The organism is Yersinia antarctica, from assembly GCF_056636475.1.
The window spans coordinates 4,595,274-4,622,215 of the sequence record NZ_JBSJQF010000001.1 but is presented as its reverse complement, the minus strand read 5'-3'; the positions used below and the strand labels follow the sequence as shown (position 1 = coordinate 4,622,215).

The following is a 26,942-nucleotide window of genomic DNA, read 5'->3' as shown; positions in this document are numbered from 1 at the left end:
CACAGTAGATTTGGCGCAGTTGGCTAGGGCAGCCAGGCAAGTGAATCAAAGGGTTAGGGTATGTCAGAGCAGTTTCTTTATTTTCTGCAACAGATGTTCAACGGTGTTACGTTGGGCAGCACGTATGCGCTGATCGCCATTGGTTATACCATGGTGTACGGCATTATCGGCATGATCAACTTTGCTCACGGCGAAGTGTATATGATCGGCAGCTACGTTTCGTTTATCGTGATCGCCGCATTGATGATGATGGGGATCGACGCTAGCTGGTTATTGATCGGCTCTGCTTTTCTCGTCTCTATCGTGATCGCCAGTGCTTATGGTTGGAGTATTGAACGGGTGGCCTATAAGCCGGTTCGTAGCTCCAAGCGTTTGATTGCACTGATCTCGGCGATTGGGATGTCAATCTTCCTGCAAAACTACGTCAGCCTGACGCAAGGCTCACGGGATTTAGCACTACCGAGTTTGGTTACTGGGCAATGGACTTTGGCAGAAACCAATGGGTTTGCCGCGACCATCAGCACCATGCAACTGACCATCTGGGTAGTCACTTTCTTGGCGATGCTGGCATTAACCTTATTTATCCGCTATTCCCGTATGGGGCGTGCCTGCCGTGCCTGTGCTGAAGACTTAAAAATGGCGAGCCTGCTGGGTATTAATACTGACCGGGTTATCTCGCTGACCTTTGTTATCGGGGCATTGATGGCCGCCGTGGCAGGGGTATTACTTGGCCAGTTCTATGGGGTTATCAACCCATATATTGGTTTTATGGCCGGTATGAAAGCCTTCACCGCAGCCGTATTGGGTGGCATTGGTAGTATTCCTGGCGCGATGATCGGTGGCTTGATTCTGGGTGTGGCTGAAGCATTAACTTCTGCTTATCTAAGCACTGAATACAAAGATGCAGTTTCATTCGCATTGCTGATTGTGGTGCTGCTTGTTATGCCTACTGGGATCTTAGGCCGTCCAGAGGTTGAAAAAGTATGAAACAACTCAACTTTGTTAATGCCATTATTTCCAGTTTTGTGCTCTTCGTCCTTGCCTCGTTTGTAATGGGTTTGCAGTTGCAGTTAGACGGCACCAAACTCATTGTGCAAGGGGCGGCAGAAGTCCGCTGGCTGTGGATTGGCGCGGGTTGTATCGTGGTGTTTTTCTTCCAACTGGTGCGCCCGTACATCCAGCAAGGTATTAAAAAAGTCTCTGGTCCGGCATGGGTATTGCCTAGTTTTGATGGCACCAGCCCCCGTCAAAAACTATTAGCCGCAGCAATTATTATCGCCGCAATCGCCTGGCCGTTCCTGGTCTCCAGAGGTTCAGTGGATATTGCGACCCTGACGTTGATTTATGTCATGTTGGGGTTGGGATTGAACGTTGTCGTGGGGCTATCTGGCCTGCTGGTACTAGGCTACGGTGGATTTTATGCCATTGGTGCCTATACCTATGCGCTGTTGAATCACTATTACGGTTTAGGTTTTTGGGAGAGTTTACCGCTGGCTGGCATAGTCGCAGCACTGTCTGGCTTCTTGTTGGGCTTCCCAGTATTACGTTTGCGGGGGGATTACCTGGCGATTGTCACTTTGGGTTTTGGTGAAATTGTACGTATTTTGCTGCTCAATAATACGGAAATCACCGGTGGCCCGAATGGGATTAGCCAAATTCCAAAACCAACACTATTTGGTTTAGAGTTCAGCCGCACTGCGAAGGATGGCGGTTGGGATACTTTCCACAACTTCTTTGGCCTGACTTATGATCCTAGTGACCGTATCATTTTCTTGTATATGGTGGCGTTGTTATTAGTGATCCTGACCTTGTTTGTGATCAATCGACTGCTGCGTATGCCGCTGGGCCGAGCATGGGAAGCATTGCGTGAAGATGAAATCGCCTGCCGCTCATTGGGCCTTAGCCCAACCAAAATCAAACTGACCGCATTTACTATCAGTGCCGCGTTTGCTGGTTTTGCCGGTACTTTGTTTGCCGCCCGACAGGGTTTCGTTAGTCCTGAATCCTTCACCTTTGTTGAATCGGCTTTCGTGCTAGCGATTGTGGTGTTAGGTGGCATGGGGTCGCAGTTCGCGGTCATCCTGGCGGCGGTATTGCTGGTGGTTTCGCGGGAATTAATGCGTGACCTCAATGCTTACAGTATGTTGCTGTTAGGTGCATTGATGGTACTGATGATGATTTGGCGTCCACAAGGGTTGCTGCCAATGAAACGGCCACAGCTAAAGCTAAAAGTCGCAGAGATAAAAGCTAAAAAAGGGGAGCAGGTATGAATACGCAACCTTTGTTAGCAGTTGAAGGGCTGTCCATGCGTTTTGGTGGGTTACTGGCGGTGAACAATGTGGGTCTGACCCTCAATCAGGGTGAGATTGTCTCGCTGATTGGCCCTAATGGGGCAGGTAAGACCACAATTTTTAACTGCCTAACCGGTTTTTACCGCCCGACTGGCGGCACGATTAAGTTACGTGATCGTCATCTTGAAGGGCTGCCCGGCCAGATGATTGCCCGAATGGGGGTGATTCGTACTTTCCAGCATGTGCGTCTGTTCCGTGAAATGACGGTGGTGGAGAACCTGCTGGTGGCTCAGCATCAGCACCTTAAAAGTGGGGTTTTTGCCGGTTTGCTGAAAACCCCCGGTTTTCGGCGAGCAGAGGCCGACGCGTTGGAGCGTGCAGCCACTTGGTTGGAGCGTGTCGGCCTATTAGAGCTGGCAAACCGACAGGCGGGGAATTTGGCCTATGGTCAGCAGCGTCGTCTGGAAATTGCCCGCTGCATGGTGACTCGCCTTGAGCTATTGATGTTAGATGAGCCCGCTGCGGGATTGAACCCCAAAGAGACTGATGAACTGAATCAGTTGATTATGGAGTTACGTGACCAACACCAAGTCTCGGTATTGTTAATCGAACATGATATGAAACTGGTGATGGGAATTTCTGATCGCATTTATGTGGTCAATCAGGGAACGCCGTTAGCACAAGGCACACCCAGCGAAATCCGTAATAACCCGGATGTGATCCGGGCCTATTTGGGCGAATAACTTATTTTTAAGTAGAAGTATTTTTGGGTAAATAAAAAGTGGGCGAGGCATAAACATAACATGTTGTCATTTAATAACGTTTCAGCCCATTACGGCAAAATTCAGGCATTGCATCAGGTTAGCCTGCATATTCAACAAGGTGAGATCGTTACACTGATTGGTGCTAACGGTGCGGGTAAAACCACACTGTTGGGGACATTGTGTGGTGAGCCTCGTGCGACCGAGGGCAGTATTGTTTTTGGTGAGCAGAATATTACGGATTGGCAGACCGCACGCATTATGCGTGAGGCGATTGCGATTGTTCCTGAAGGCCGACGGGTATTTTCCCGGATGACGGTTGAAGAAAATCTGGCGATGGGGGGATTTTTCGCTGATCGTCAGCAATATCAGCAACGTATTGAACGGGTTTACGACTTGTTCCCGCGATTATTTGAACGTCGGGCTCAGCGAGCAGGAACCATGTCTGGTGGCGAGCAACAGATGTTGGCGATAGGCCGTGCCCTGATGAGCCAGCCAAAATTACTGTTACTGGATGAACCCTCATTAGGATTAGCGCCGATAATCATTCTGCAAATATTTGATACTATTCAACAATTACGAGAAGAAGGAATGACTATTTTCCTCGTTGAGCAGAATGCGAATCAGGCTTTGAAGTTAGCAGATCGTGGCTATGTACTAGAGAATGGTCGTATTGTTCTGGAAGACACGGGGGCTGCGTTGTTAGCTAATGAAGCCGTGCGTTCAGCTTATCTGGGCGGTTAAATCGTCGTTTTTCATTATCTATGAAGGCCCGTTTCCGGGCCTTAGTTATTAGCTAATCATAAAGCTAGCTTCTAGCTGTTCGGCATCATGCCTGTGGTGTAATAGTGAAATTGAGTGTATCGCTATAACTTCCTTTATCGGTTGTCTTGGTATTATAAAGCCGTATGCGTGGTGACCAGCACATCTCACCGTTATTATCATTTCTCAACTGAATAAACTTTTTCTCTTTTGGCAGTAAAAAGTTTTTCGTATTACCTGCTTGGCTTTGAAATTCCACGGTATAACCGATGGTCTTATCACTCTCAGCTTCCTTTAACTGAAAATGTACAGTGTTTGCTGCTAATCCATTTCGGTTGGTGGCGCTAATCATATAACGCGTCCGTTGAATCCCGGTGGCGCGATAGCGGATACAAAAACGGTTACCTACTGGATTAATCAATGGCGCGTGTACGCTTTTCCCTTTAGCGCCGCGCTCAATTTTCTCAAGTAATTCATCTAAATCGAAAGACTTCAATTGCCATGTTTTTGCGTCCATACGGAATTTAGGATCAATTTTAAGGGCTTCTGGTGCCACGTCTGCCTGAGGATTAAAGAGTGTGCATTGTTTGCCATTCTGACCAAAGGAAACGCCAGTAGATGACATCAATGAGTGATATTGCCCTTTGTAATGGATCGCACCACCTACAGTTGCACCGATTCTGATATCCTTGAGGACATGTGCGGCAACCTTGAATGAAACATAGTAATACTTCTTGTCAAAGGGTGATGATTTGAGATCACGGTTGAACAGTATTTCCTGAGTATTATCATTCGAATCTGAGGGCGCTTCGCCATTGAGCGAAAGATTAGTGATATCATTAAATTGAATACTGAAATCTCGTGAACCATCAGCTTTATAGAAATAAAGTGACAGGAGCGCACGCCGGTTAGGTAACCCGATATTTCTCATCTCATCAGTTGGGATATTTAGTAATTTTCCCCAGGCTAATATATGCTTTCCATTTACCATTGTTCCTGATGAGGAATATAAATCTTTCAGCATCGCCCGAAAATAAACCTCCACGCTGTCATCAGCGTTTAGTTTGATTTTGCAATTAGAGTATTGTTGGGTGTAGGGATAAAAATAGAGGTTTGCCATAGCTATAGGCTGAATTATTAGCAATAATAGCCCCATAAGGAATAGTCTGTATTTAACATTCACTTGATTATCTCTCCATGACTATCAGTTATTTATTTCAGCTATTCGTTTCAAATATTAATGTTAGCTGCCCATGATATTTCCCTGCGGAATTTGGCCCACTGGGCGCTAATGCTGAAATATGTAATATATAGTCGGTACTGGTTTGGCGGGTTCTACCCTGGGTTATGTTGAATGTCTCAGGGATGGCTGATAACACGCGCAGGTTGGCGCGATCCGTGCCCCAGCGCACTTGCGCGGGGGAGAATGCCTGATCTGCTCCCGTCAATACAGTAGAGTGACGAGTCAGTATCAGTGGATTTTTCACCGAAATTCGAAATCCTTCTTGCCTGCGTAGCTTGACGACTACTGGGAGTTCCTTTTGATACAGCAAGTGATTTTCGGGGCTACTTTCCAGTTTTATACTGCTATACCAACCCCCTTGTGGCTTTTCAACCTCGATCCTGGGGTGTGCTGTCACTTCTAACCTGACATCGATATTCCCCAGAGGAATTGAATCTGCCCTTGCCTGTGAGGGGAGTAATAGGGATAGGGCGATGATTTTTATGATATTCATAATGTTCCTTATCTTTACCCTGCGATACATCGCAAGTTGAAGGGCTTATCCTCGATCATTCCTCGTACATCACTGACCGCCAGCTGCCGATGTTGGTCGGGATAGAGATTAAAGTCCTCTATATCCTGTTCCTGGGTTTTCAACTGACGCCACTGTAGGCGGGTGTTACCGGTATTCTCCAACACCATCCCCCCGTCAAGACAGCGGTGTGCCCACTGGGGTTGCGGTGATGCCGCCAGATGCCTGACCAATCCCATATAACTTAACTGCACCCCCAACACGGCAGTATGGCCACCGGTAACTTGCAAGTTATTAACCGGTACTACTGCGAGTCGATATACCTGCTCTTTATCCGGCGTGCTAAGTGCTTTAAGAAATATTCTCCCACTCTGCTTTGGTCCCAGAGTCAGTTTTGCTGGGAATGCAAATAGTGCGGGATGTCGCTGTTCGCCTACCGAGGTTAGTGATTCTTGTTCTGGCGACTCACCTGGGTTATTAAGCTGGTACAGTTGAACTGTCACGTACTCAGGGTCTAAACCGTAATTAGTTACTGTCACCACCGTACTTTCCTGCTCTATTTCCAGCACATGTGGCTGAATATCTATGGCACTGAAAACCGAGGGCGGCAGGAGGCTAGCCGCAATGAACAGTAAACGTTTCATTATCTACCTTACCGCTGAGTCGTTTGGTTGACAGGGTGATGGGGGTTCCGGGATATAGATTCAGGCTATCTGTCTTGTCGCCGGAGTTCAGTTGCTCAAATTTGCTATGAACCGTGCCGCTGGAGGTAAGCATGAGATGACCGCCCGGCAAGCATTGATGCTGCGAGTGACGAGTCTGTGCAGTTAAAGGGGGTACATGATGAATCAACACACCATAACCAATACTGATGGTCATGGGAGCATGGATTTTGCTTTTGTCCTCATGCTGACCGACAGCTTTGATATCGACTACCGGGTTGATATACAGCCGATACAGCGTTTCCTGCGTCGGAGATTTTAAGGGCAATAGTCTAATATTACGCTTCTGTTTCGGTCCTAAAGTAATCCGGTTGGGGTTAAAAATCATTTCAGGCTGCGAGATATCACTTATCAGTGTTTTCTGTTCAGGATGCACCCCGGGGTTGTCTACTCGTTGTAGTGTGATATCCAGATACAGTGGCTTATCACCGCTGTTATAGACTTGGATTGTCCGGTGTTGGTCCAGTGATTCCACTGTGGTACGGGTAGGGATAGCCACTAACTGCGCATAAGTGGCGGTAATCGGTACCAACAAGAAGGCGATAGTGGAGAGTAAATAGGCATATTTCATAACAATTCCTGTTGGTATTAATCTAAGTGACAAAGATAAATATGATCGCGTTGCTGGCTCATATTGCAGCGGTAACGGGCTAAGTGGTTTTGAACCTGAATATTTTTCAGCTTGGCACGAGAGTGAATAGAAAATAGTCCATTGGGGTGGACGGTATCTCCAGTTTCCTGAATAACCCCGCTAACAGGTTGCCCGTGCTCATCCTTGAGAAAACCGCTGTAAAGCAGGTTCAATGTGATATCGGCCTTACTGGAAAAAACTTGCCCAGGATGGGCGCGAGCAATATTGACGGGTAACTGAATATTCATATCCAGGTCATTGCGTTCGATATGTGTTTGCACAAAGAAACGGTCCTGATACCGTGGAATCGGTATAGCGTAAGTACCCGCGCCGGTTATCGGATGGCCTTCCGCATTGAAGCTATATGGCGTGCCAGCTAAGTCCGGTGTCTCTATCAGTAATGCGGTTCCGCTGTAGCTGCTGCGGCCTAATGCCATGCCTTGCGGGCTGATAGCCAGCATGCCGCTATAACTGATGCTGCCATTGGCTATCTTGTTATCAACTCCCATTCGTGCCGATACATCACCACGGCTGCCACTGCGATGAGCAAAGCTGCCGATGCTGGATGTTTTCCCACTGGCACTGCCATCAATACCCAAGGTGCTGTTGCCATAGTTATCGTTAAATTCTTTTTGATAACTGGCACTGGTAACCAACTGCTGCTGATCATAGGCACTGTTGATGCTGGCGCTGCTTTTGAGAAAGGAGAGTGTGGTATTAAGAAATACACCGTAATTATTCTGGTTGTTCCATTGCCCGCCTTTTTGTACAGCAAGGGACAGCGCAAGGTTATATTGCGGCCGTCGCCAGTCCCAGCGGCTTTGGATACGGTGCTGCTGGCTGGTGCTAAATTGATTGAATTGATAGCTCAGTTGGATTGGCCCCAATTGGCGACTATAAGAAGCTGATGTGCTACCCGCATTTGGTGCGTATATAGACACACCTGGTGTTTGATAACGGGATACAGAGGCATATCCTAGTACGGTGCTTCCACCGGTTATGCGCAGATATCCGCCATCACGTTTTTCGCCAGACATCACGCCCAGAGTAGGGGTAAGGTCGAGATCAGAAAAAATAAAGGGGCGCGAAATATTCCCTTCTGCTGCCCAGTGGCTGGCGCTATCTTTGAGTAGCGTGATATTAGCTTGCACGCTTTGCAGGTTCATACTGCGGCCAAACTGCATCAGGTGGGGAGAGCTATGGCTACGCGCCATTCCTTTACCCATAGTCAGGAACCAGCCATTATTGGTTTGAGTGTTAATATTACTGATGGTTTGGCTTTCCTGGCTGACGACTTTCCCTGTACGGTCGACTAACCGGACCTCAACGTTGTAATAGCCGCCGGGAAGTTGGTTGTAATCAATTTCATTACGGCCCAGTTGGGCAGGGATTCGGCGGATAAGTTGGTTATCGCGATAGATTTCGAAATCGCCATCGCTGGTGGCATATAGCACTAAGCTGCCCGCGGAGGGCTTATTAATAGTTAAGTAACTTTGGCTACCCAGCGTCACGAATTGGTCTAAAGCAGGGTTAATCAGGGTATGAATGCTGCCAGCACTGTTATCCAGATTATTTTGTTTACCTGCCCGTAGGTAGTGTGCTTGGAAGTTCTTTTGCAAATACCAACTATCGATACCTATTTGAGTTTGCTGTTGATATTGGGGCTGGTGTGTGGCGTGATAACTGTTTTTTGAACGGCTAGTGTTATAAAACCAATTAGCGAAGCCAAAAGATTGCAAGGGTAGACCAATATATCCTTGCCCTCGGCCTGAAATAGCGCGGTAATTTTCTGTAGTCATACGCAGGTCAAAGGATTGATTATGGACCAATCCCCAAGTGGTGACAGGCATTAAATAACGGTTGCTGTTATTGGTTACCGTTACTACATTATTGACCTTATCTACGGTGACGCGATGATTAGATAAGATATAATCGCAGCCATTCTGGCATTGCAAATAAGGTATTTGGGGTAAAATATTTTCTAATAGAATAATTGATTGTTCATCAATATGGTTGTTGCGATATTGTTGTTGATCAAAACTTAACTGCTGTTTTTTTTCCGAGAAAAAAAATGGACTGGGTAATGTTTTGCCCTCTAATATACCCAGTAATTGTAGTGTATTATTTTCTTCCACAGCGGAAAAACCAACAGGTATTAATTGTTCGATTGTTATCTCTTCTGCCTGTGCTGGAATAATTGTAGCAAGTAATAAAACAAGTAAAGTGGCCTTATTAATCATTAGATTGTTTGTCATAGGATTCCATTCCACTGTTAACTACTATTGCGATATGCCTTCTCCCTTTGAATAATATATTTCTATGGTAATGGTTCTGGTTACACCATTACGTTATGTTTTTGGTTCAAAGGAGCATGCAGCCAGGAGTTTACCCCCTGACTGTATGTGTTAATAATAAGGAAATTATAATGTTTTACTGAGTTATGCAGCCGTTTCAATAACTAGATTAAGTGTGCCAGTGTATACTTCGGCAGACTTAAGTCCGTTGCCGTTTACGCTAATGTCTAGAGTGGTATCGAGTACTGAGTTAGTTAAGGGGAATGTTGCCATATGACCACCAAGCCCAACATTAGCAGCTCTACTCAGCATCGTATTACCTATCATTACGGTAGGGGTAGATTGTATTCTTGAACCATTGTTAGACACTAAATCAAATGGTTTTCCAAGGCCAATACGAACTTTACTGTCGCCATTAGATTCTACTCGGATGTTCTCTGTCGCCTTGTATGAGTTCATGGTGGAGTTCATGCTAAGTTTAATTAAACTCAGTTCGTCACCATTTGATTTGGAAAATTTGACTATTTGAGGTACTTCTAATTCAACCGTAATCTCTTTCGTTAATGCAGGTTTGAAATATACACTCTGATCAGACTGATTCATACTCTGAATACCTTGAATTTGAGCGTTATTTATACCAGATTGTAAACTTGCCATTACATTCGCATTGGCGCTAACACTGGTGGTTAATATCGCCATAGTAATAATAGAAAGTAGCGTCTTTTTCATTATTAAATACCTGATAGTCCGTTATATATAAAATCCTTATCCAACTGGAAAGGGATTAATGATGCTTGTGGCTTTTATGGTGATGATAATGAGGGTGTTAAAAGTCATGTTAATACACTTCCACATAAGCCGGAAAGAACACTAACATTTTAAATGGTATTTTTTCAAGTAAGAGTTAGTCCTATTTTATTGTGCTGATTATATTGCATTTAATATTGTTATGGATGGCTGGTGTAATATTATTAATATTTATTCTTGATGGAATTTTTAGTGTTTACGTGTGGGTTTTTAAGTTTTTTTAATTTAATATTGTTTTTTAAATGGTGGTAATTTTATTTTTATAATGGTTTGTGTTATTGGGGTAATTAATGATGTTGACATGTCTTGTTTATTTTTATGTCATTTTTATGTCATGTAATTGTTATATTTCCGTCATGAAAGGGTGTCATGTTTGCTTGCGAACAAAAACTGATTTATTTCGCTCACTTGTCCACAGTAATTCATTGATGTGAGCTATACGGATTTATTCAGGGGCCAATATGTTTAATAAAATCATTCGTAAGACATCGCTTGGTATTGCGCTGACATTGGCATTTAGTGCCAATACGATGGCAGTGACTGAAATTCCTTTTTGGCATTCGATGGAAGGGGAGTTAGGTGTCGAGGTTAATTCATTAGCTGACCGATTTAACCAGTCCCATAGCGACTATAAAATCGTACCTGTATATAAAGGGAACTACGAACAGAGCCTGGCGGCAGGGATAGCCGCGTTTCGCTCGGGTAAAGCCCCCGCAATCTTGCAGGTGTATGAAGTGGGCACTGCCACCATGATGGCCAGCAAGGCGATTAAGCCGGTATTCCAAGTATTTAAAGATGCCAATATCAAATTTGATGAATCGGTGTTTGTGCCAACAGTGGCCGGTTATTACACCGATGCCAAAACCGGTCACTTATTATCTCAACCATTTAACAGTTCCACTCCCGTGTTGTACTACAACAAAGATGCCTTTAAGAAAGCAGGGCTGAACCCGGATCAACCGCCAAAAACATGGCAGGAATTGGCGGCCGATACTGCAAAACTGCGCGCTGCGGGTTCAAGCTGTGGGTACGCCAGCGGCTGGCAGGGTTGGATTCAAATTGAAAACTTCAGTGCCTGGCACGGCCAACCTATTGCCAGCCGTAACAATGGCTTTGATGGCACCGATGCGGTACTGGAATTCAATAAGCCAGTACAGATTAAGCACATCCAGTTGCTGTCAGATATGAATAAAAAAGGCGATTTCACCTATTTTGGCCGCAAAGATGAGTCCACTGCCAAGTTCTATAACGGTGATTGTGCCATTACCACTGCTTCTTCAGGTTCCCTTGCGGATATTCGCCATTACGCCAAATTTAACTATGGCGTTGGCATGATGCCTTACGATTCTGACGAGAAAAATGTACCACAAAACGCCATTATCGGCGGTGCCAGTCTGTGGGTGATGGATGGCAAAGATAAAGATACTTACAAAGGTGTCGCTGAATTCCTGCAATACTTGGCTCAACCGGAAATTGCTGCTGAATGGCATCAGAAGACAGGTTACCTACCGATTACGACGGCAGCCTATGAGCTGACTAAACAGCAAGGTTTCTATGATAAGAACCCAGGTGCTGACGTGGCGACTCGCCAGATGTTGAACAAACCGCCATTGCCGTACACCAAAGGCTTGCGTCTGGGCAACATGCCACAGATCCGTACCGTGGTAGATGAAGAGTTGGAAGGGGTGTGGACCGGTAAGAAGACAGCTCAAGAAGCGTTGGATAGCGCCGTTAAACGTGGTGATGTGTTACTACGCCGCTTTGAACAAGCTAATCAATAAGGTTATTTGGCTACTCTACTTGCCAGTTTGGGTGCACTGTTCGCACCCAAACTGCCTGCGCCAATAACGCCAACAAATAGTGCTGTGCGGTATTAAATTAGGGCGTCACGTTTTCAATTAGCACGCTGGTGTAATCAATATCACATCTGAGAAACGGTTAATTTTATGTCACCTTCCCGTCCCGGTTTCTCCTGTAGTTGGTTGCCTTACCTGTTGGTATTGCCCCAACTGGCCATTACCGCTGTTTTCTTCCTGTGGCCTGCCGGGGAGGCGCTGTGGTACTCGGTACAAATGTTGGACCCTTTTGGCCTCTCCAATAAATTTGTCGGGCTGAGTAACTTTATTCAGCTTTTTCAGGATGAATACTATTTGGCTTCGTTTTATACCACGCTGATTTTTAGCTCGTTGGTGGCTGGTATTGGTTTGATTGTTTCGCTGTTTCTGGCCGCCATGGTGGATTACGTTCTGCGCGGCAGCCGTATCTATCAAACCTTAATGATTCTGCCGTATGCGGTGGCCCCTGCTATCGCTGCTGTATTGTGGATTTTCCTGTTTAATCCGGGGCTGGGGTTGATAACACATTTCCTTGCCACATTGGGTTACAACTGGAACCACGCGCAAAACAGCGGGCAGGCCATGTTCTTGGTGGTGTTGGCTTCAGTATGGAAGCAAATCAGTTATAACTTCCTGTTTTTCCTTGCCGCGCTGCAATCCATTCCGCGCTCATTGGTTGAAGCCGCTGCAATTGACGGCGCCGGACCAGTACGCCGCTTCTTTAATCTGGTGCTGCCGCTGATTTCACCGGTCAGTTTCTTCCTGCTGGTGGTGAATCTGGTCTATGCCTTCTTCGATACTTTCCCCGTTATCGATGCGGCGACGGGCGGTGGGCCGATGCAAGCCACGACGACCCTGATTTATAAAATTTATCGCGAAGGCTTTGCTGGCCTGGACTTATCTAGCTCTGCCGCTCAGTCGGTGGTGCTGATGTTACTGGTGATTGGCCTGACGGTTATCCAGTTCCGTTTTGTTGAACGTAAGGTGCGTTACCAATGATTGAGAATCGTCGTGGGCTGGACATTTTTTGTCACGTCATGCTGATTATCGGCGTGTTACTGATCCTGTTCCCACTGTATGTGGCTTTTGTTGCCGCGTCGCTGGATGACACTCAAGTGTTTCAGGTACCGATGACCCTGATCCCCGGGCCCTATTTGTGGCAGAACATTAGCCACATCTGGCATGTCGGGGTGGGGAATAACAGTGCGCCTTTCGGGTTGATGCTGTTTAACAGTTTCGTGATGGCGTTTGCGATTACTGTTGGCAAAATCACCGTGTCGATGTTGTCTGCTTATGCCATCGTTTACTTTCGCTTCCCGCTACGTAACCTGTTTTTTTGGTTGATTTTCCTGACCCTGATGCTGCCGGTGGAAGTGCGTATTTTCCCAACAATTCAGGTGATTGCGAACCTGAATATGCTCGACAGTTATACCGGGTTGACCCTGCCGCTGATGGCGTCAGCCACTGCAACGTTCTTATTCCGCCAGTTCTTTATGACCCTGCCCGATGAGCTATTGGAAGCGGCGCGCATTGACGGTGCCGGGGCGATGCGCTTTTTTTGGGATATCGTATTGCCACTATCTAAAACTAATTTGGCCGCGCTGTTTGTGATCACTTTTATCTATGGTTGGAACCAATATCTTTGGCCAATTTTGATTACCAGCGATACCTCTATGGGCACCGCGGTGGCTGGGATAAGGAGCATGATCTCTAGCTCAGGTGCGCCAACCCAATGGAATCAGGTGATGGCAGCGATGATCCTGACTTTAATTCCACCGGTCGCGGTGGTCCTTCCGATGCAGCGTTGGTTTGTACGCGGCCTGGTAGACAGTGAGAAGTAATCTGATATGGCATGTTTAAAACTTCAGGCAGTAACCAAATCTTATGACGGCGTCACGCCAGTGATTAAACAAATTGATTTAGATGTCGCCGACGGTGAATTCATCGTAATGGTTGGCCCTTCTGGCTGTGGTAAATCGACGCTGCTGCGTATGGTTGCTGGATTGGAGCGCACCACCAGTGGTGATATCTATATTGATAATCAGCGGGTTACCCATATGGAACCCAAAGATCGTGGCATCGCGATGGTGTTTCAGAACTACGCGCTGTATCCCCACATGAGTGTGTTTGACAACATGGCTTATGGCCTAAAAATTCGTGGTTTTGGCAAAGAGCAGATCCGCCAGCGAGTGGATGAAGCCGCACGTATTCTGGAACTGCAACCGCTACTAAAACGTAAACCGCGTGAACTATCTGGCGGCCAGCGGCAGCGGGTGGCAATGGGGCGGGCCATTGTGCGTGAACCGGCGGTTTTCTTGTTTGATGAGCCACTTTCCAATCTGGATGCCAAACTGCGGGTGCAGATGCGCCTTGAGCTGCAACAGTTGCACCGCCGACTAAAAACCACCAGTCTATATGTGACCCATGATCAGGTTGAGGCGATGACATTGGCTCAGCGGGTGATTGTGATGAATAAAGGGGTTGCCGAACAAATTGGTACGCCAAGCGAGGTTTACCAACGGCCAGCGACACTGTTTGTGGCCAGTTTTATCGGTTCACCGGCGATGAACCTGTTAGCTGGCACTGTCAGCCCAGATGGGCACGCCTTTATTTTATCTGATAGCCTAACTCTGCCGTTGGAACAGCCTCGGCCACAATGGGCGGATCGGCGCTTGACCCTCGGCATTCGCCCGGAGCATATTCAGCAGGTAACTTCGGCGCAGGGTATACCGATGCCACTATTGACGCTGGAATTGTTGGGTGCAGATAATCTGGCACATGGTCAGTGGGGTGGACAGAGTGTTATTGCCCGCCTATCCCACGAGGAAATGCCTGTGGTGGGCAGTACATTACATTTATATTTACCACCAACGGCGCTGCACTTTTTTGATTCAGATAGCGGACTACGGATGGAATCATGAGTAAAAACTGGCCTTACCCTTCGATCGTCGCTCACCGCGGTGGTGGTTCACTGGCACCGGAAAACACCTTAGCAGCCATTGATGTTGGCGCTCGTTATGGCCACAAGATGATTGAGTTTGACGTAAAATTATCGCACGACGGCCAGATATTTCTATTGCATGACGATACGCTGGAACGCACCAGTAATGGCTGGGGAGTTGCCGGTGATTTGTCATGGGAAAAACTTTTTCAATTAGATGCCGGAGACTGGTATAGCACAGCATTTCGTGGTGAGCGCCTGCCTCTTTTATCCGAAGTGGCAGCTCGCTGTGCACAGCATGATATGGCTGCTAATATCGAGATTAAACCCACCACTGGCACTGAAATAGCCACTGGCCGAGCTATTGCACTGGCTGCCCGCTTGTTGTGGCAAGGTCAGGCGATACCGCCGTTATTGTCCTCTTTTTCGTTTGATGCATTAGCTGCAGCCCAGCACGCCGCACCTGAGCTGCCACGTGGTTTATTGTTGGATAAATGGGATGACAACTGGCAGGCGATGACCCGTCAGTTGGATTGTGTCTCTTTGCACATTAACTACAAACAGTTGACCGCGGAGCGAGTAGCGTTACTCAAAGCCGCCGGGCTGCGTATTTTGGTCTATACCGTCAACCAACCAGCGCGCGCGCAGGAATTGTTAAAGTGGGGCGTTGACTGTATCTGTACTGACCGTATAGATTTGATATGCCCTCGTCCTTGAAGCTACAGGGGGTTAGCTTGCTGCATACCTACCTGTAACTCCAATGACTTTGATATAAATAAAACAGGAAACAGAGTAGGTCAGTCATTCTTACATTTACGGGCTGACCTGGCCCGGCTTGACAGGAAGTGAACCATGCCCGCCTTTGTTATTTCGCTCTGGCACCAGATTGTGTTGTCTTCACCGTTATTTGTGCTGCTTGCGCTGGGTTACTGTTTGGTACGATTTGGTAAGTGGCCCTCTGCCATAACTGATGGCCTGACCCGCTTTGTTTTCTCCCTCGCATTGCCCGCTATGCTGTTTCGTATGATGTGCGATTTCTCTGAGCGCCCAGCGGTGGATGCACGCCTGCTGATTGCCTTTTTTGGTAGTTGTCTAGTGGTGTTTGTTATCGGGCGGATTGTTGCCAGCCGGATATTTCATCTGGATGGCGTGTCCGGTTCCGTTTTTGCCCTCGGCGGCATTTTCTCTAATAACGTGATGCTGGGCCTGCCTATTGCCACCATTATGTTGGGGGAGAAATCTATCCCAGCAGTGGCGCTGGTTTTGGTGTTTAACGGCCTGATCCTCTGGACATTAGTCACCATCTCGGTGGAGTGGGCGCGCAATGGCTCGCCAACACTGGAGGGCTTTGCGAAAACTGCTCGTAGCGTGCTGACTAACCCTCTGATTATAGGAATTATTTCCGGCACTTTATTCAGCCTGACTGGCCTGCAATTACCGCAGTTTATTGATCAACCTGTAACCATGTTAGGGCAGGTAGCACCGCCGTTGTCGCTGATTGTATTGGGAATGGGGCTGGCGGAATATCGCGTCACGGAAGGCTGGCAAATCAGCAGTGCGATCTGTTTTCTCAAATTGATTGTTCAGCCGATGGTGATCTGGGCATTGGCATGGGCGATGGGCCTGCCAGCGCTGGAAACGCAGGTGGTGGTATTACTGGGGTCAATGGCTACCGGCGTGAATGTGTATCTGATGTCACGCCAGTTTAATGTACTGACTGGCCCAGCCGCCGCCAGTTTGGTGATGTCTACAGTGCTTGCCGCGGTCACAACACCGTTAATCCTGACCATTATCGGCGTGGGAATGTAACTCTTAGGTGATTATTGGAATAGTACCTGAGATGAAGATAGTTCGACTGGGTTAAATACGAGCAGATGTAAACCTAGTTTGTGCAAAGTTGCGTTGTGGCTTCCGCTACAATTGCACTTTATCATTCTCAATGAGCCAAACTATCGTGTTGTTACTGGTCGTTACCACCATTTTATGGGCATTTTCATTTAGCCTGATTGGCGAATATCTGGCAGGACAGGTGGATAGTTGGTTCTCTGTGCTAATGCGGGTTGGGCTAGCCGCGCTGGTCTTTTTGCCGTTCTTGCGCTGGAAAAACATCCACTGGCGGGTGATTCTGCTGTACATGGCCGTGGGCTCAATTCAGTTAGGTATCATGTACTTGTTCAGCTTCCGTGCCTATCTCTACCTGACGGTACCGGAATTCTTGCTGTTCACGGTGATGACCCCGCTGTATGTCACTTTGATCTATGATTTACTGCGCCGCCAGCGTCTGCGCTGGGGCTATGCTCTGAGTGCGTTACTGGCAGTAGTCGGGGCGGCTATCATTCGCTACGACCATTTGAGCGAGCATTTTTGGTGGGGGCTACTGCTGGTTCAGGCGGCAAACCTCTGTTTTGCCATCGGACAAGTGGGCTACAAACGCTTGATGGAAGTCCACCCGATCCCACAGCATGTGGCATTCTCATGGTTCTATATTGGTGCTTTCGCCGTCGCGGTTGTTGCCTGGTTTGCCTTTGGTAACCCACAAAAACTACCCACGACGCAATTGCAGTGGGGCGTGTTGGTGTGGCTGGGCGTCGGGGCTTCTGCGCTAGGTTATTTCATGTGGAACTATGGCGCGACACAAGTCGATGCTGGCACCTTGGGGATCATGAATAACGTGCATGTTCCGGCTGGGCTGCTGGTGAATCTGGCGATTTGGCAAGAAAAGCCCCATTGGCCCAGTTTTATCATTGGGGCCATTGTGATAATGGCTTCGCTATGGGTACACCGGCGTTGGGTCGCTCCGCATTCTTTACAAACGGCAGACTCTCGCAAGCGTGTTGCCGGGCCGAACGAATAAAAGCTTCAGTAACCGGTTGGCGCTGCTCTCCATCACGGACGGCCGCGTATAACCGGCTCCATAAACCATTTCCCAGCGTTTTAGTGACGACCAATCCCTGACGTTCGAAACTCTCTACCACCCAATGTGGTAGGGCGGCGATCCCCATGCGTGCTGACACCATTTGAATCAGTAGCAAAGTATTATCCACATTCTTCAGCGGCGGATTTACCCCCGCGGGTTGCAGGAAATGCCGCCAGACATCTAACCGTTGCCGCTGTACCGGATAAATCATTAACACTTCTTGCGCTAAATCTTCCGGCTCGATGCGGGCCTTATTGGCTAATGGGTGGTCTGGTGCCAGCACCAGACGCACCTCAAAATCAAACATTGGCGAATAGTGCAGACCACTGCGCGGCAAGATATCTGATGTCAGCACCAGATCCAGCTCCCCTTGCTGCAAGGCGGGTTGAGGATCGAAAGTCACGCCTGATTGGAAGTCCATCGCCACTTGCGGCCAGTTTTTGTGGAAGTTATCCAAGGCAGGTGCCAGCCACTGAATACAGCTATGGCATTCGATGGCGATGCGCAGCGCAGTTTGGTGCGGCTCATTGCAGGTTTGCAGTGCCTGTTTAATTTGTGGCAGCACTTGTTCTGCGAGTTGTAACAAGATCTCTCCCTGCGTAGTGAAACGTAGCGGCTGGCTTTTACGCACAAACAGACGGTAGCCCAGACGTTGTTCCAGATCGCTGAATTGATGAGACAAGGCCGATTGTGTCTGATGAAGTTGCGTTGCCGCCGCCGCCAGCGAGCCGGTATTACGCAAAGCTTGCAGGGTGCGTAAGTGTTTCAGTTCGATCATGAGAGTCCTTCACAGTGACAGTGAACAAAATGCGCTTGTGGATTATACAGTACCTGCTGATTATGGATGTGTAAACATCTGGATGGCTAAATGGGAAATATGACGATGACAATTTTAAATCACACACTGGGTTTTCCGCGTGTAGGTCTGAAACGTGAACTGAAAAAAGCACAAGAAAGTTACTGGGCAGGCAACTCCACGCAAGAAGAACTGCTCAATGTGGGTCGTGAATTGCGCGCCCGCCATTGGCAACAGCAGCAGCAAGCAGGTATTGATTTGGTGCCGGTCGGTGACTTCGCGTGGTATGACCATGTATTGACCACCAGCCTGCTGTTGGGCAACGTCCCAGAGCGCCATCAAAATACGGATGGTTCTATTGATTTGGATACGCTCTTCCGTATTGGCCGTGGCCGTGCACCAACCGGTAAGCCTGCGGCAGCGGCGGAAATGACTAAATGGTTTAACACCAATTATCACTACATGGTGCCAGAGTTCCAACTAGGTCAGCAGTTCAAACTGGGCTGGACTCAACTGCTGGATGAGGTGGACGAAGCGCTGGCATTAGGTCACAAAATCAAACCAGTATTGCTGGGCCCGGTAACGTATCTGTGGCTGGGTAAAGTTAAAGGCGAGCAGTTTGACCGTCTCTCTCTGCTGCAAGATATCCTCCCGGTGTACCAACAAGTGCTGGCTGAATTAGCGAAACGTGGCATTGAGTGGGTACAGATTGACGAACCTGCACTGGTACTGGAGTTACCACCAGAGTGGCTGGACGCTTATCAGTCGGCTTATCAGGTGCTGGAAGGCAAGGTTAAATTGTTGCTGACCACCTATTTCGACAGCATCGGCCATAACCTTGACGTTATCCGTGAGTTGCCAGTGCAAGGTCTGCATGTTGATGTGGTTGCAGGCAAAGATGATATTGCTGTTCTGGATACAAAATTGCCAAAAGGGTGGCTGCTCTCGCTGGGGGTGATTAATGGCCGTAACGTGTGGCGTGCTGACCTTAGCAACTGGTTCGAGCGCCTGCAACCACAGGTTAATGGTCGCCCATTATGGTTGGGTAGCTCTTGCTCCTTATTACACAGCCCGATTGATTTAAGTGAAGAAACACGTCTTGATGCAGAAGTGAAAAGCTGGTTTGCCTTTGCGCTGCAAAAATGCGCTGAACTGGCATTATTAACACAAGCATTAAACGCGCCGAGCGAAGCCAAACTGGCCGAGTTAGCTGCGTACAGTGCGCCGATCCGTGCCCGTCAATCCTCCAGTCGTGTTCATAATACGCAGGTGGAGCAACGTCTGGCGGCCATTACTGCACAGGATATTGAACGCCAACTGCCTTATGAAGGCCGCGCTGAAGCGCAGCGTAAGCGCTTTAACTTACCGGCCTGGCCAACCACCACTATCGGTTCATTCCCGCAAACTACTGAGATCCGTGGCCTGCGTCTGGACTTCAAGCAAGGCCGTTTGGATGGGAAAAACTACCGCACCGGTATCAGCGAACATATCAAGCAAGCCATTGCTGAACAGGAGCGTTTAGGTCTGGACGTATTGGTTCATGGTGAAGCAGAACGTAATGATATGGTTGAATATTTTGGCGAACATCTGGATGGATTCGTTTTTACCCAAAATGGTTGGGTGCAGAGCTACGGTTCCCGTTGTGTTAAGCCGCCAGTGATTATTGGTGACATCAGCCGCCCGCAAGCTATCACGGTTGAATGGGCCAAATATGCTCAATCGCTGACGGACAAACCAGTAAAAGGCATGTTGACCGGCCCGGTCACTATCCTGTGTTGGTCATTCCCGCGCGAAGATGTTAGCCGTGAAACCATCGCCAAACAAATTGCACTGGCGCTGCGTGATGAAGTGGAAGATCTGGAGAAAGCCGGTATTGGTATCATCCAGATTGATGAGCCTGCGCTGCGTGAAGGCTTACCCCTGCGCCGTGCCGATTGGCAAGCGTATCTACAATGGGCCATCGATGCCTTTAAACTGAATGCGGCTGTCGCGCAGAATGACACCCAGATTCATACTCATATGTGTTATTGCGAGTTTAATGACATCATGGATTCCATTGCTGCGCTAGATGCTGATGTGATTACCATCGAAACCTCTCGTTCAGATATGGAATTGCTCGAATCATTCGAAGATTTTGCTTACCCGAATGAAATTGGGCCCGGCGTTTATGATATTCACTCGCCGAATGTGCCAAGTGTGGAGTGGATTGAAGCATTACTACGTAAAGCCGCTCAACGTATCCCGGCAGAACGTTTGTGGGTTAACCCGGATTGTGGTTTGAAAACGCGTGGCTGGCCAGAAACCCGTCAGGCACTGGCAAACATGGTACTGGCTGCGCAGCGTTTGCGTGCAGAACAACTCTGATGCTATCTCAGTCTAATCGTTAAATTCTGGGCGCATCTCGCGCCCTTTTTATTGCCGTTATTTCACTTATTCAGATATGGGATTGGCGGCAACACCATGTTGATCAAACCAATCGAGCATCCGCTGCCAGCCATCCAGTGCGGATTCGGCGTGATAACTTGGGCGGTAGTCAGCATTAAAAGCATGCCCAGCATCTGGATAAACAATGATTTCTGCATCGGCATTTGCTGCACGTAATGCCTGACGCATAGTATCGATATGTTCTTGCGTAATACTGCCATCTTTGCCGCCATACAACCCTAGCACCGGAGCATTGAGATCAATCGCGACATCAACCGGAGATTTGGGTAACAGTAAGGTTTTTTCACCGACCAGTTTGCCATACCAAGCCACTGCCGCTTTTAACTGTGGGTTATGGGCCGCATACAACCACGCAATCCGTCCACCCCAGCAAAATCCGGTAATGGCCAGTTTACTGGTATCCCCACCATGGCGTGATGCCCAATGCGCTGCATGATCAAGATCCACCATAACCTGACGGTCTGGCACTTTACCCACCAGATTTTTCACTAATGCATTGATGTCATCATATTCTTTGGCATCGCCTTGGCGGAAGAACAGCTCAGGTGCAATGGCCAGATACCCCTGTTTAGCTAGTCTGCGGCAGATATCCTGAATATGCTCATGTACGCCAAAGATTTCTTGCACGACAATAACCACCGGATATGACCCGTTTTGCTGGGCCGGTTTGGCAATATAGGCCGGTAATTCATCGCCCTGAGACGGAATGGTGGTTTCTGTGCAGTGAATACCTTGTTGATCGGTATGGCGGGTCGTCGAGGCCAGTGGGCCTACCGCAGAGGTGAAACCGTCTGCCGCCTGCCTGGGAGTCATAAGTTGATCAGTTTTCACTGTAGTCTCCTTGCGATATGAGAAAAAATTACCGAGTTGAATTACCCATTACTCCCCGATTTTTGCTATTGCCGAGTTTAACTATAGGTAATCTTTGAGATTAATGAGATCAGGTTTTTTGTAATTATAATTTTTGGTGATTCATATCTTGAATTTTATAACTCAGACTAATAGTTGATAGAGTTTAACAATCGATAGAAGTTAGCAATTGATAGCAGTTAGCAATTGATAGCAGGATATTGGTCTATCATTCCTGCTTATAGAGAAATATACCTTTCGTACTTGGCGTTGCAGTGGTGTTAGCTGCAACTGTAATCAGCTTGGGTATAATTGTCATTTCTCGCCAGCTTTGTCTAAAAAATAGTCTTAACTGCCATTAAATGTGATTTTTGTCACATTTAAAATGTATCGTGTAATTCATTTCTTTTGGCAAGGTGACTGTCATCACGAAATAAAGTGATAATTTTGAGTAAAGTATTTCTTTGCACCTCCCTACAACATCTCTCATGAAAGAGGACTCTCACACATGGCTAAATCTGACGTTTTTCACTTGGGCCTGACTAAAAATGATCTGCAAGGGGCGACTCTGGCTATCGTTCCGGGTGATCCACAGCGTGTTGAGAAAATCGCTAAATTGATGGATAACCCAGTACATTTGGCCTCTCATCGTGAATTTACTTCGTGGCGCGCCGAATTGGATGGCAAAGCAGTGATCGTCTGCTCAACGGGTATCGGTGGCCCATCGACTTCTATTGCGGTTGAAGAGCTGGCACAGCTTGGTGTACGGACTTTCCTACGTATTGGTACCACTGGTGCTATTCAGCCACATATTAATGTTGGTGATGTGTTGGTTACCACCGCCGCTGTACGTTTAGACGGAGCCAGCCTGCACTTTGCGCCGATGGAGTTCCCAGCAGTGGCTGACTTTACCTGCACCACTGCATTAGTTAATGCTGCCAAATCAGTGGGGGCGACTACTCATATTGGTGTGACCGCCTCTTCCGATACCTTCTATCCGGGGCAGGAGCGTTATGACACCTTCTCTGGTCGTGTTGTCAGCCGTTTTAAAGGCTCCATGGAAGAATGGCAATCTATGGGCGTGATGAATTATGAAATGGAATCTGCAACCTTGCTCACCATGTGTGCCAGCCAGGGCTTGCGTGCCGGCATGGTCGCAGGGGTAATTGTAAATCGCACCCAGCAAGAGATCCCAAACGAAGAAACTATGAAAGCGACTGAAAGTGACGCGGTGAAAATTGTGGTAGAAGCAGCTCGTCATTTGATCTAGGCCCGCCGTCTGAGCTAATAGCGACGATTGGCGAGTCAACAAACTGTCTGTTATCGGGTCAGTCTTCTGGCCCGTTTTTTATTTTTCCGGTTTATCTGCTAAGGTCATCACTCTTATAAAGAACAATAATAAGAGGAAAATATGACGAAAACTGCTCTATCCCATCCCTCCCTAATCGCACTTGATGGCGGTATTAATTTTCGTGACCTTGGCGGTAATCAGGCTGCTGATGGGCGGCGTATCAAGCGCGGATTGCTGTTCCGCTCAGGTTCACTCGACCGCTTAAGTACCAGAGATTGTGATTTCCTCAGTAGTGGCTCCGTCGCTCAAATTCTTGATTATCGCGATGCCGATGAAGTTCAGGCTAAACCAGATGTGGTGTGGACTGGCGCCAGTTATCACAATATTCCGGCCAACCCGCTGAGCAGTGAAGTCAATGCCAATTTGGAAAAACTGACTAACGAGACATTAGCGGCATTTGATGCCCGTGGTTTTATGTTAGAGCTTTATCGCCGGCTGCCTTTTAATAATCAAGCCTATAAACAACTGGTTGGATTGTTGCAAAATTGCGCATCTTCGGAGCATGCTGCTGCGGGTGTGGTACAACATTGTGCTGTCGGGAAAGACCGTACTGGTATTGGTTCTGCACTGGTGTTATTTGCCTTGGGTGCCGATGAATCGACGGTATTGGAAGATTATCTGTTGACTGAAACCACTCTGGCCCCTTTCCGTGAGCATATGCTGGCAGAGTTGGCACTCAAACTGAATGACCAAGCGTTAGGGCAATTCGCTTTTGTCTTATCGGCCAAAGAAGAGTTTATTCAAACTGCTCTGCGTAGTATTCAACAGCGTTATGGTAGTCGTGAACAGTGGTTGCAACAGGAGTTCGGCCTGGGTAGCGCTGAGCGCAAAAAGTTACAGTCCTATTTTTTAGAGTAGTGGTTTATCTACCCGCACTCTTTCTGATCTTTATGATATTGAGTCACCACTGGGTGGCTCTTTTTAACCGCTTAATGATACAAACTACCGCTTAACCAGATCGCTGATATTTCTCTTAGGGGTCAGGCGTATGTTAACGCCTGACAAATTCCCTGGAGAGAATGCTCATGCAACATGCGATTACCTTTGTTATCGCTTCAGCGTGTATCCTTATGATCTGCTACCGTTTATACGGTATCTTTTTTGTTCGTAAGGTTTTGCGCGTCGATGACAGTGAAGTAACACCTTCCCACACCTTCGAAGATGGTAAAGATTACGTTCCAACTAAAAAATGGGTGAACTTTGGTAGCCACTTTGCGGCAATCGCTGCGGCTGGTCCATTGGTCGGCCCTGTGCTGGCAGCCCAATATGGTTATTTACCTGGTTTTCTGTGGTTGCTGATCGGTTGTGTGATCGGCGGCGCGGTTCACGATACGGTTGTGCTGTTTGCTTCCATGAAACATCAGGGGAAATCCCTGTCGGAAGTGGCAAAATCAGAGCTTGGTCCGGTTGCTGGCTGGTGTACCGGTCTGGCAATGTTGTTCATCATTACTATTACCATGGCCGGGTTGTCGATGGTGGTGGTACATGCACTGGAACGTAACCCTTGGGGTACTTTCGCCGTGTTCATGACAATCCCTATCGCTATCTGCGTTGGCTTATGGGAGCGCATGACTGGCAGCATGAAGGGCGCTTCTTATGTCGGTATCGCTGCTATCATGGTGTGCGTATTTGTCGGCCCTTATATTGAAGGAATCTGGCTGGGCGATTGGTTAATGCTGAAAGCGGATACCGTCAGTATCATCCTGCCAATGTATGCTTTCTTTGCGACCGCCCTCCCTGTGTGGATGCTATTAACCCCTCGTGGTTATCTTTCCAGCTTTATGAAGATCGGTGTATTCGGTGCGTTGATTGTTAGAGTTGTATTTATTAACCCTGAAATTCAATTCCCGGCATTGACCCAGTTTATTCATGGTGGAGGCCCGGTGTTGGCAGGCCCAGTCTGGCCGTTTATCTCTATTACCATTGCCTGTGGTGCCATTTCTGGTTTCCATGCCTTTATCGGCTCAGGGACAACACCAAAACAGATCGACAAATGGAGTGATATCTTACCCGTCGGCTTTGGTGCGATGCTGGCCGAATGTATGGTTGGGGTTATGGCCTTGATCGCGGCAACCTCCTTGCATCCTGCTGACTACTTTGCGATTAACTCTTCCGCTGAAGCCTGGAGCATGCTCGGTATGGAAGTGGTGAACTTGCCAAAACTGAGTCAGGAAATTGGCCTGGATCTCTATGGTCGTACCGGTGGTGCGGTAACCTTAGCTGTTGGTATGACGGATATCTTCATTCGTGTGCCATGGTTCAGCAGTCTGGCGGCTTACTTCTTCCAATTTGTTGTTATGTTTGAAGCGGTATTTATTCTGACTGCTGTTGACTCCGGCACGCGTGTTGCTCGTTATCTGCTGCAAGACTTCTTAGGTGATATTTGGGCACCACTGAAACGTACTGATTGGTTACCAGGTACATTGGCATGCAGTGTTATTGCCTGCGCACTGTGGGGTTACCTGCTTAACTCAGGTGATATCAACTCTGTCTGGGCGTTATTCGGCGTATCAAACCAATTAATGGCTTCTGTTGGTTTAATCATTGGTGCCACTATTATTCTGCGGTTGGCAACCAAACGTATTTACATGCTGACCTGTGTTATTCCACTGGCCTATCTGTTTGTAACCGTAAACTATGCTGGTTACTGGATGATCACTCACGTGTATTTCAACTCAGCAGCTAAGGGCTACAATCTGTTCAATGGCATCATCTCGATTATTATGATGACACTGGGCGTCATTATCCTGATATCAGCACTGAAAAAATGGCGTGAATTGTGGATCCGCCGCTCTGCTGAAATGGCTGGCAATAAAGTAGTGACGGCTAACGCCTGATATCTTTGATTCATTGTATTAACCTGCACTCTTTCTTACTTGAAGTTGCAGTGTGGCTAGTGGCTCCGGCTTAAACGAATCACTGATTTGAGTCAGATTATTAGGATTCGTTCGTTGGCAGCCTTGCTGTAACGGCAATGATCTTGAGTCTATAAACGGTCGGAATCTTCCGGCCGTTTATTTTTTGTTAAACAAAGATCACGACACATTGGGTATGCTAATAGCAACTATGTTGCTAACAGGAAAATGCATGTGACCCTGAATGATGTCATTACTATCGTTATCGATTTTGTTCGTGAACACGAAGCATGGGCGATTCCTATCGTCTTTATTCTGGCTTTTGGTGAGTCGCTCGCCTTTCTTTCTTTACTGCTACCTGCAACGGTTATCTTGCTCGGATTGGGGGCGCTAATCGGTGAAAGTGGTATCTCTTTCTGGCCCATTTGGGCCGCTGCTGCGGCAGGTGCTTTCTTTGGCGACTGGCTCTCCTATTGGGTTGGTGTCCATTACAAAGACCGAGTAGGCACTTTGTGGCCACTTTCTCGCAATCCTCAGTTACTCGTTCGTGGCCATGCATTCTTTGAGCGTTGGGGATTCTTTGGCGCGTTTATTGGCCGCTTCTTTGGCCCACTACGCGCAGTTGTTCCTTTGGTTGCCGGGATCTGTGCTATGCCAAAGTTCTACTTTCAGTTAGCCAACATCACTTCCGCTCTAATTTGGGCCTTCGGTATTCTGGCTCCGGGCGCGTTCGGCATTCAATGGCTATCTCACTGGATAGATTAAGTACGTAAGTGGCACGCCGTTCGTCAATGGATAGCTGTTTTAACCTATTTGGGGTCGCAAGGTGAGCGTTTTTTGGACTGTGTGTTATTTATGCGCACAGCTTCGCAAGATAGCATGTAACGGAAAAACACTCTGGACATCCATACAGTATCCCCTTACCTTGACT

Annotated in this window: 24 protein-coding genes; 16 read left to right on the top strand and 8 right to left on the bottom strand. The window is 47.7% G+C overall.

Going from position 1 to position 26,942, the window contains the following annotated elements; genetic code table 11:
• Positions 1 to 60 precede the first annotated feature (60 nt).
• The 4 genes from livH to livF are packed head-to-tail and all read left to right on the top strand — an operon-like array spanning position 61 to position 3,796.
• On the top strand, positions 61 to 987 hold the full coding sequence (gene livH / locus ACWJJO_RS21320) for a high-affinity branched-chain amino acid ABC transporter permease LivH (protein ID WP_083161967.1): 927 nt from the start codon (positions 61 to 63) through the stop codon (positions 985 to 987).
• Complete coding sequence (locus tag ACWJJO_RS21315) at positions 984 to 2,270, top strand: high-affinity branched-chain amino acid ABC transporter permease LivM (RefSeq protein WP_083161969.1); 1,287 nt, start codon at positions 984 to 986, stop codon at positions 2,268 to 2,270. The genes livH and ACWJJO_RS21315 overlap by 4 nt, the downstream gene beginning before the upstream one ends.
• On the top strand, positions 2,267 to 3,034 hold the full coding sequence (livG, locus tag ACWJJO_RS21310) for a high-affinity branched-chain amino acid ABC transporter ATP-binding protein LivG (RefSeq protein ID WP_481091504.1): 768 nt from the start codon (positions 2,267 to 2,269) through the stop codon (positions 3,032 to 3,034). Before ACWJJO_RS21315 ends, livG begins: the two co-directional genes overlap by 4 nt.
• Positions 3,035 to 3,094: 60 nt before the next feature.
• Positions 3,095 to 3,796: a high-affinity branched-chain amino acid ABC transporter ATP-binding protein LivF gene (gene livF / locus ACWJJO_RS21305; RefSeq protein WP_083161973.1), complete on the top strand. Its 702-nt coding sequence runs from the start codon at positions 3,095 to 3,097 to the stop codon at positions 3,794 to 3,796.
• A gap of 85 nt (positions 3,797 to 3,881) precedes the next feature.
• Here livF and ACWJJO_RS21300 read toward each other — a convergent pair whose 3' ends face one another.
• The 6 genes from ACWJJO_RS21300 to ACWJJO_RS21275 all read right to left on the bottom strand — a co-directional run bounded on the left by ACWJJO_RS21300 (position 3,882) and on the right by ACWJJO_RS21275 (position 9,944).
• Positions 3,882 to 4,997, bottom strand: a complete 1,116-nt coding sequence (locus ACWJJO_RS21300) for a hypothetical protein (protein WP_442848243.1) — start codon at positions 4,995 to 4,997, stop codon at positions 3,882 to 3,884.
• 34 nt (positions 4,998 to 5,031) lie between these two features.
• Positions 5,032 to 5,550 carry a fimbrial protein gene (locus tag ACWJJO_RS21295; protein WP_083161978.1) on the bottom strand — a complete coding sequence of 173 codons (519 nt, stop codon included), beginning with the start codon at positions 5,548 to 5,550 and terminating at the stop codon, positions 5,032 to 5,034.
• A gap of 14 nt (positions 5,551 to 5,564) precedes the next feature.
• The gene (locus ACWJJO_RS21290) at positions 5,565 to 6,212 is read right to left on the bottom strand and encodes a hypothetical protein (RefSeq protein ID WP_083161980.1); all 648 of its coding nucleotides are present in this window, start codon (positions 6,210 to 6,212) and stop codon (positions 5,565 to 5,567) included.
• Positions 6,184 to 6,861 (bottom strand): pilus assembly protein, encoded by a 678-nt coding sequence (locus ACWJJO_RS21285; RefSeq protein WP_481091503.1) that lies wholly within the window; start codon positions 6,859 to 6,861, stop codon positions 6,184 to 6,186. Before ACWJJO_RS21285 ends, ACWJJO_RS21290 begins: the two co-directional genes overlap by 29 nt.
• A 17-nt stretch (positions 6,862 to 6,878) precedes the next feature.
• Positions 6,879 to 9,176 (bottom strand): TcfC E-set like domain-containing protein, encoded by a 2,298-nt coding sequence (locus ACWJJO_RS21280; protein WP_481091502.1) that lies wholly within the window; start codon positions 9,174 to 9,176, stop codon positions 6,879 to 6,881.
• Positions 9,177 to 9,359: 183 nt separating this feature from the next.
• Entirely contained in the window at positions 9,360 to 9,944 is a 585-nt protein-coding gene (locus ACWJJO_RS21275) for a CS1 type fimbrial major subunit (RefSeq protein WP_420072781.1), read from the bottom strand.
• Positions 9,945 to 10,483: 539 nt separating this feature from the next.
• Here ACWJJO_RS21275 and ugpB point away from each other — a divergent pair.
• The 7 genes from ugpB (at position 10,484) to ACWJJO_RS21240 (ending at position 17,652) form a co-directional block, all read left to right on the top strand.
• Entirely contained in the window at positions 10,484 to 11,803 is a 1,320-nt protein-coding gene (ugpB, locus tag ACWJJO_RS21270) for a sn-glycerol-3-phosphate ABC transporter substrate-binding protein UgpB (RefSeq protein WP_083161988.1), read from the top strand.
• A gap of 165 nt (positions 11,804 to 11,968) precedes the next feature.
• On the top strand, positions 11,969 to 12,856 hold the full coding sequence (ugpA, locus tag ACWJJO_RS21265) for a sn-glycerol-3-phosphate ABC transporter permease UgpA (protein WP_083161990.1): 888 nt from the start codon (positions 11,969 to 11,971) through the stop codon (positions 12,854 to 12,856).
• Entirely contained in the window at positions 12,853 to 13,698 is an 846-nt protein-coding gene (gene ugpE / locus ACWJJO_RS21260) for a sn-glycerol-3-phosphate ABC transporter permease UgpE (protein WP_481091501.1), read from the top strand. The genes ugpA and ugpE overlap by 4 nt, the downstream gene beginning before the upstream one ends.
• Positions 13,699 to 13,704: 6 nt before the next feature.
• Positions 13,705 to 14,778, top strand: a complete 1,074-nt coding sequence (locus ACWJJO_RS21255; protein ID WP_083161994.1) for a sn-glycerol-3-phosphate import ATP-binding protein UgpC — start codon at positions 13,705 to 13,707, stop codon at positions 14,776 to 14,778.
• Positions 14,775 to 15,515, top strand: a complete 741-nt coding sequence (ugpQ, locus tag ACWJJO_RS21250) for a glycerophosphodiester phosphodiesterase (protein ID WP_481091500.1) — start codon at positions 14,775 to 14,777, stop codon at positions 15,513 to 15,515. The genes ACWJJO_RS21255 and ugpQ overlap by 4 nt, the downstream gene beginning before the upstream one ends.
• 135 nt (positions 15,516 to 15,650) lie before the next feature.
• Positions 15,651 to 16,607 carry an AEC family transporter gene (locus ACWJJO_RS21245; RefSeq protein ID WP_083161997.1) on the top strand — a complete coding sequence of 319 codons (957 nt, stop codon included), beginning with the start codon at positions 15,651 to 15,653 and terminating at the stop codon, positions 16,605 to 16,607.
• A gap of 145 nt (positions 16,608 to 16,752) precedes the next feature.
• On the top strand, positions 16,753 to 17,652 hold the full coding sequence (locus ACWJJO_RS21240; protein ID WP_032906902.1) for a carboxylate/amino acid/amine transporter: 900 nt from the start codon (positions 16,753 to 16,755) through the stop codon (positions 17,650 to 17,652).
• On the opposite strand, the gene metR is transcribed toward ACWJJO_RS21240, so the two are convergent.
• The gene (metR, locus tag ACWJJO_RS21235) at positions 17,540 to 18,493 is read right to left on the bottom strand and encodes an HTH-type transcriptional regulator MetR (protein WP_083161998.1); all 954 of its coding nucleotides are present in this window, start codon (positions 18,491 to 18,493) and stop codon (positions 17,540 to 17,542) included. The genes ACWJJO_RS21240 and metR overlap by 113 nt on opposite strands.
• 105 nt (positions 18,494 to 18,598) lie before the next feature.
• Between metR and metE the strand changes: the two genes are divergently transcribed.
• A complete protein-coding gene (metE, locus tag ACWJJO_RS21230; RefSeq protein WP_481091499.1) occupies positions 18,599 to 20,875 on the top strand; it encodes a 5-methyltetrahydropteroyltriglutamate--homocysteine S-methyltransferase in 2,277 nt (758 codons plus the stop codon).
• Positions 20,876 to 20,941: 66 nt separating this feature from the next.
• On the opposite strand, the gene ACWJJO_RS21225 is transcribed toward metE, so the two are convergent.
• A complete protein-coding gene (locus tag ACWJJO_RS21225) occupies positions 20,942 to 21,787 on the bottom strand; it encodes a dienelactone hydrolase family protein (RefSeq protein ID WP_372569743.1) in 846 nt (281 codons plus the stop codon).
• Positions 21,788 to 22,313: 526 nt separating this feature from the next.
• Here ACWJJO_RS21225 and udp point away from each other — a divergent pair.
• The 4 genes from udp to ACWJJO_RS21205 all read left to right on the top strand — a co-directional run bounded on the left by udp (position 22,314) and on the right by ACWJJO_RS21205 (position 26,776).
• Complete coding sequence (udp, locus tag ACWJJO_RS21220; RefSeq protein WP_005187884.1) at positions 22,314 to 23,075, top strand: uridine phosphorylase; 762 nt, start codon at positions 22,314 to 22,316, stop codon at positions 23,073 to 23,075.
• A gap of 141 nt (positions 23,076 to 23,216) precedes the next feature.
• Positions 23,217 to 24,014, top strand: a complete 798-nt coding sequence (locus ACWJJO_RS21215) for a tyrosine-protein phosphatase (RefSeq protein ID WP_083162000.1) — start codon at positions 23,217 to 23,219, stop codon at positions 24,012 to 24,014.
• Positions 24,015 to 24,181: 167 nt separating this feature from the next.
• Positions 24,182 to 25,993 carry a carbon starvation CstA family protein gene (locus ACWJJO_RS21210; RefSeq protein ID WP_481091615.1) on the top strand — a complete coding sequence of 604 codons (1,812 nt, stop codon included), beginning with the start codon at positions 24,182 to 24,184 and terminating at the stop codon, positions 25,991 to 25,993.
• A gap of 252 nt (positions 25,994 to 26,245) precedes the next feature.
• Positions 26,246 to 26,776, top strand: coding sequence for a DedA family protein (locus ACWJJO_RS21205; protein ID WP_083164014.1), 531 nt, complete (start codon positions 26,246 to 26,248; stop codon positions 26,774 to 26,776).
• Positions 26,777 to 26,942: the final 166 nt, after the last annotated feature.

Excerpts from the sequence above, each read along its gene's own strand:
- livF (WP_083161973.1), top strand. The coding sequence starts at position 3,095 with ATGTTGTCATTTAATAACGTTTCAGCCCATTACGGCAAAATTCAGGCA.
- ACWJJO_RS21315 (WP_083161969.1), top strand. The coding sequence starts at position 984 with ATGAAACAACTCAACTTTGTTAATGCCATTATTTCCAGTTTTGTGCTC.
- ACWJJO_RS21290 (WP_083161980.1), bottom strand. The coding sequence starts at position 6,212 with ATGAAACGTTTACTGTTCATTGCGGCTAGCCTCCTGCCGCCCTCGGTT.
- metE (WP_481091499.1), top strand. The coding sequence starts at position 18,599 with ATGACAATTTTAAATCACACACTGGGTTTTCCGCGTGTAGGTCTGAAA.
- ACWJJO_RS21280 (WP_481091502.1), bottom strand. The coding sequence starts at position 9,176 with ATGACAAACAATCTAATGATTAATAAGGCCACTTTACTTGTTTTATTA.
- ugpB (WP_083161988.1), top strand. The coding sequence starts at position 10,484 with ATGTTTAATAAAATCATTCGTAAGACATCGCTTGGTATTGCGCTGACA.
- metR (WP_083161998.1), bottom strand. The coding sequence starts at position 18,493 with ATGATCGAACTGAAACACTTACGCACCCTGCAAGCTTTGCGTAATACC.
- ACWJJO_RS21285 (WP_481091503.1), bottom strand. The coding sequence starts at position 6,861 with ATGAAATATGCCTATTTACTCTCCACTATCGCCTTCTTGTTGGTACCG.
- ugpQ (WP_481091500.1), top strand. The coding sequence starts at position 14,775 with ATGAGTAAAAACTGGCCTTACCCTTCGATCGTCGCTCACCGCGGTGGT.
- ACWJJO_RS21210 (WP_481091615.1), top strand. The coding sequence starts at position 24,182 with ATGCAACATGCGATTACCTTTGTTATCGCTTCAGCGTGTATCCTTATG.
- ACWJJO_RS21255 (WP_083161994.1), top strand. The coding sequence starts at position 13,705 with ATGGCATGTTTAAAACTTCAGGCAGTAACCAAATCTTATGACGGCGTC.
- livG (WP_481091504.1), top strand. The coding sequence starts at position 2,267 with ATGAATACGCAACCTTTGTTAGCAGTTGAAGGGCTGTCCATGCGTTTT.
- ACWJJO_RS21275 (WP_420072781.1), bottom strand. The coding sequence starts at position 9,944 with ATGAAAAAGACGCTACTTTCTATTATTACTATGGCGATATTAACCACC.
- ACWJJO_RS21295 (WP_083161978.1), bottom strand. The coding sequence starts at position 5,550 with ATGAATATCATAAAAATCATCGCCCTATCCCTATTACTCCCCTCACAG.
- ugpE (WP_481091501.1), top strand. The coding sequence starts at position 12,853 with ATGATTGAGAATCGTCGTGGGCTGGACATTTTTTGTCACGTCATGCTG.
- udp (WP_005187884.1), top strand. The coding sequence starts at position 22,314 with ATGGCTAAATCTGACGTTTTTCACTTGGGCCTGACTAAAAATGATCTG.
- livH (WP_083161967.1), top strand. The coding sequence starts at position 61 with ATGTCAGAGCAGTTTCTTTATTTTCTGCAACAGATGTTCAACGGTGTT.
- ACWJJO_RS21215 (WP_083162000.1), top strand. The coding sequence starts at position 23,217 with ATGACGAAAACTGCTCTATCCCATCCCTCCCTAATCGCACTTGATGGC.
- ugpA (WP_083161990.1), top strand. The coding sequence starts at position 11,969 with ATGTCACCTTCCCGTCCCGGTTTCTCCTGTAGTTGGTTGCCTTACCTG.
- ACWJJO_RS21245 (WP_083161997.1), top strand. The coding sequence starts at position 15,651 with ATGCCCGCCTTTGTTATTTCGCTCTGGCACCAGATTGTGTTGTCTTCA.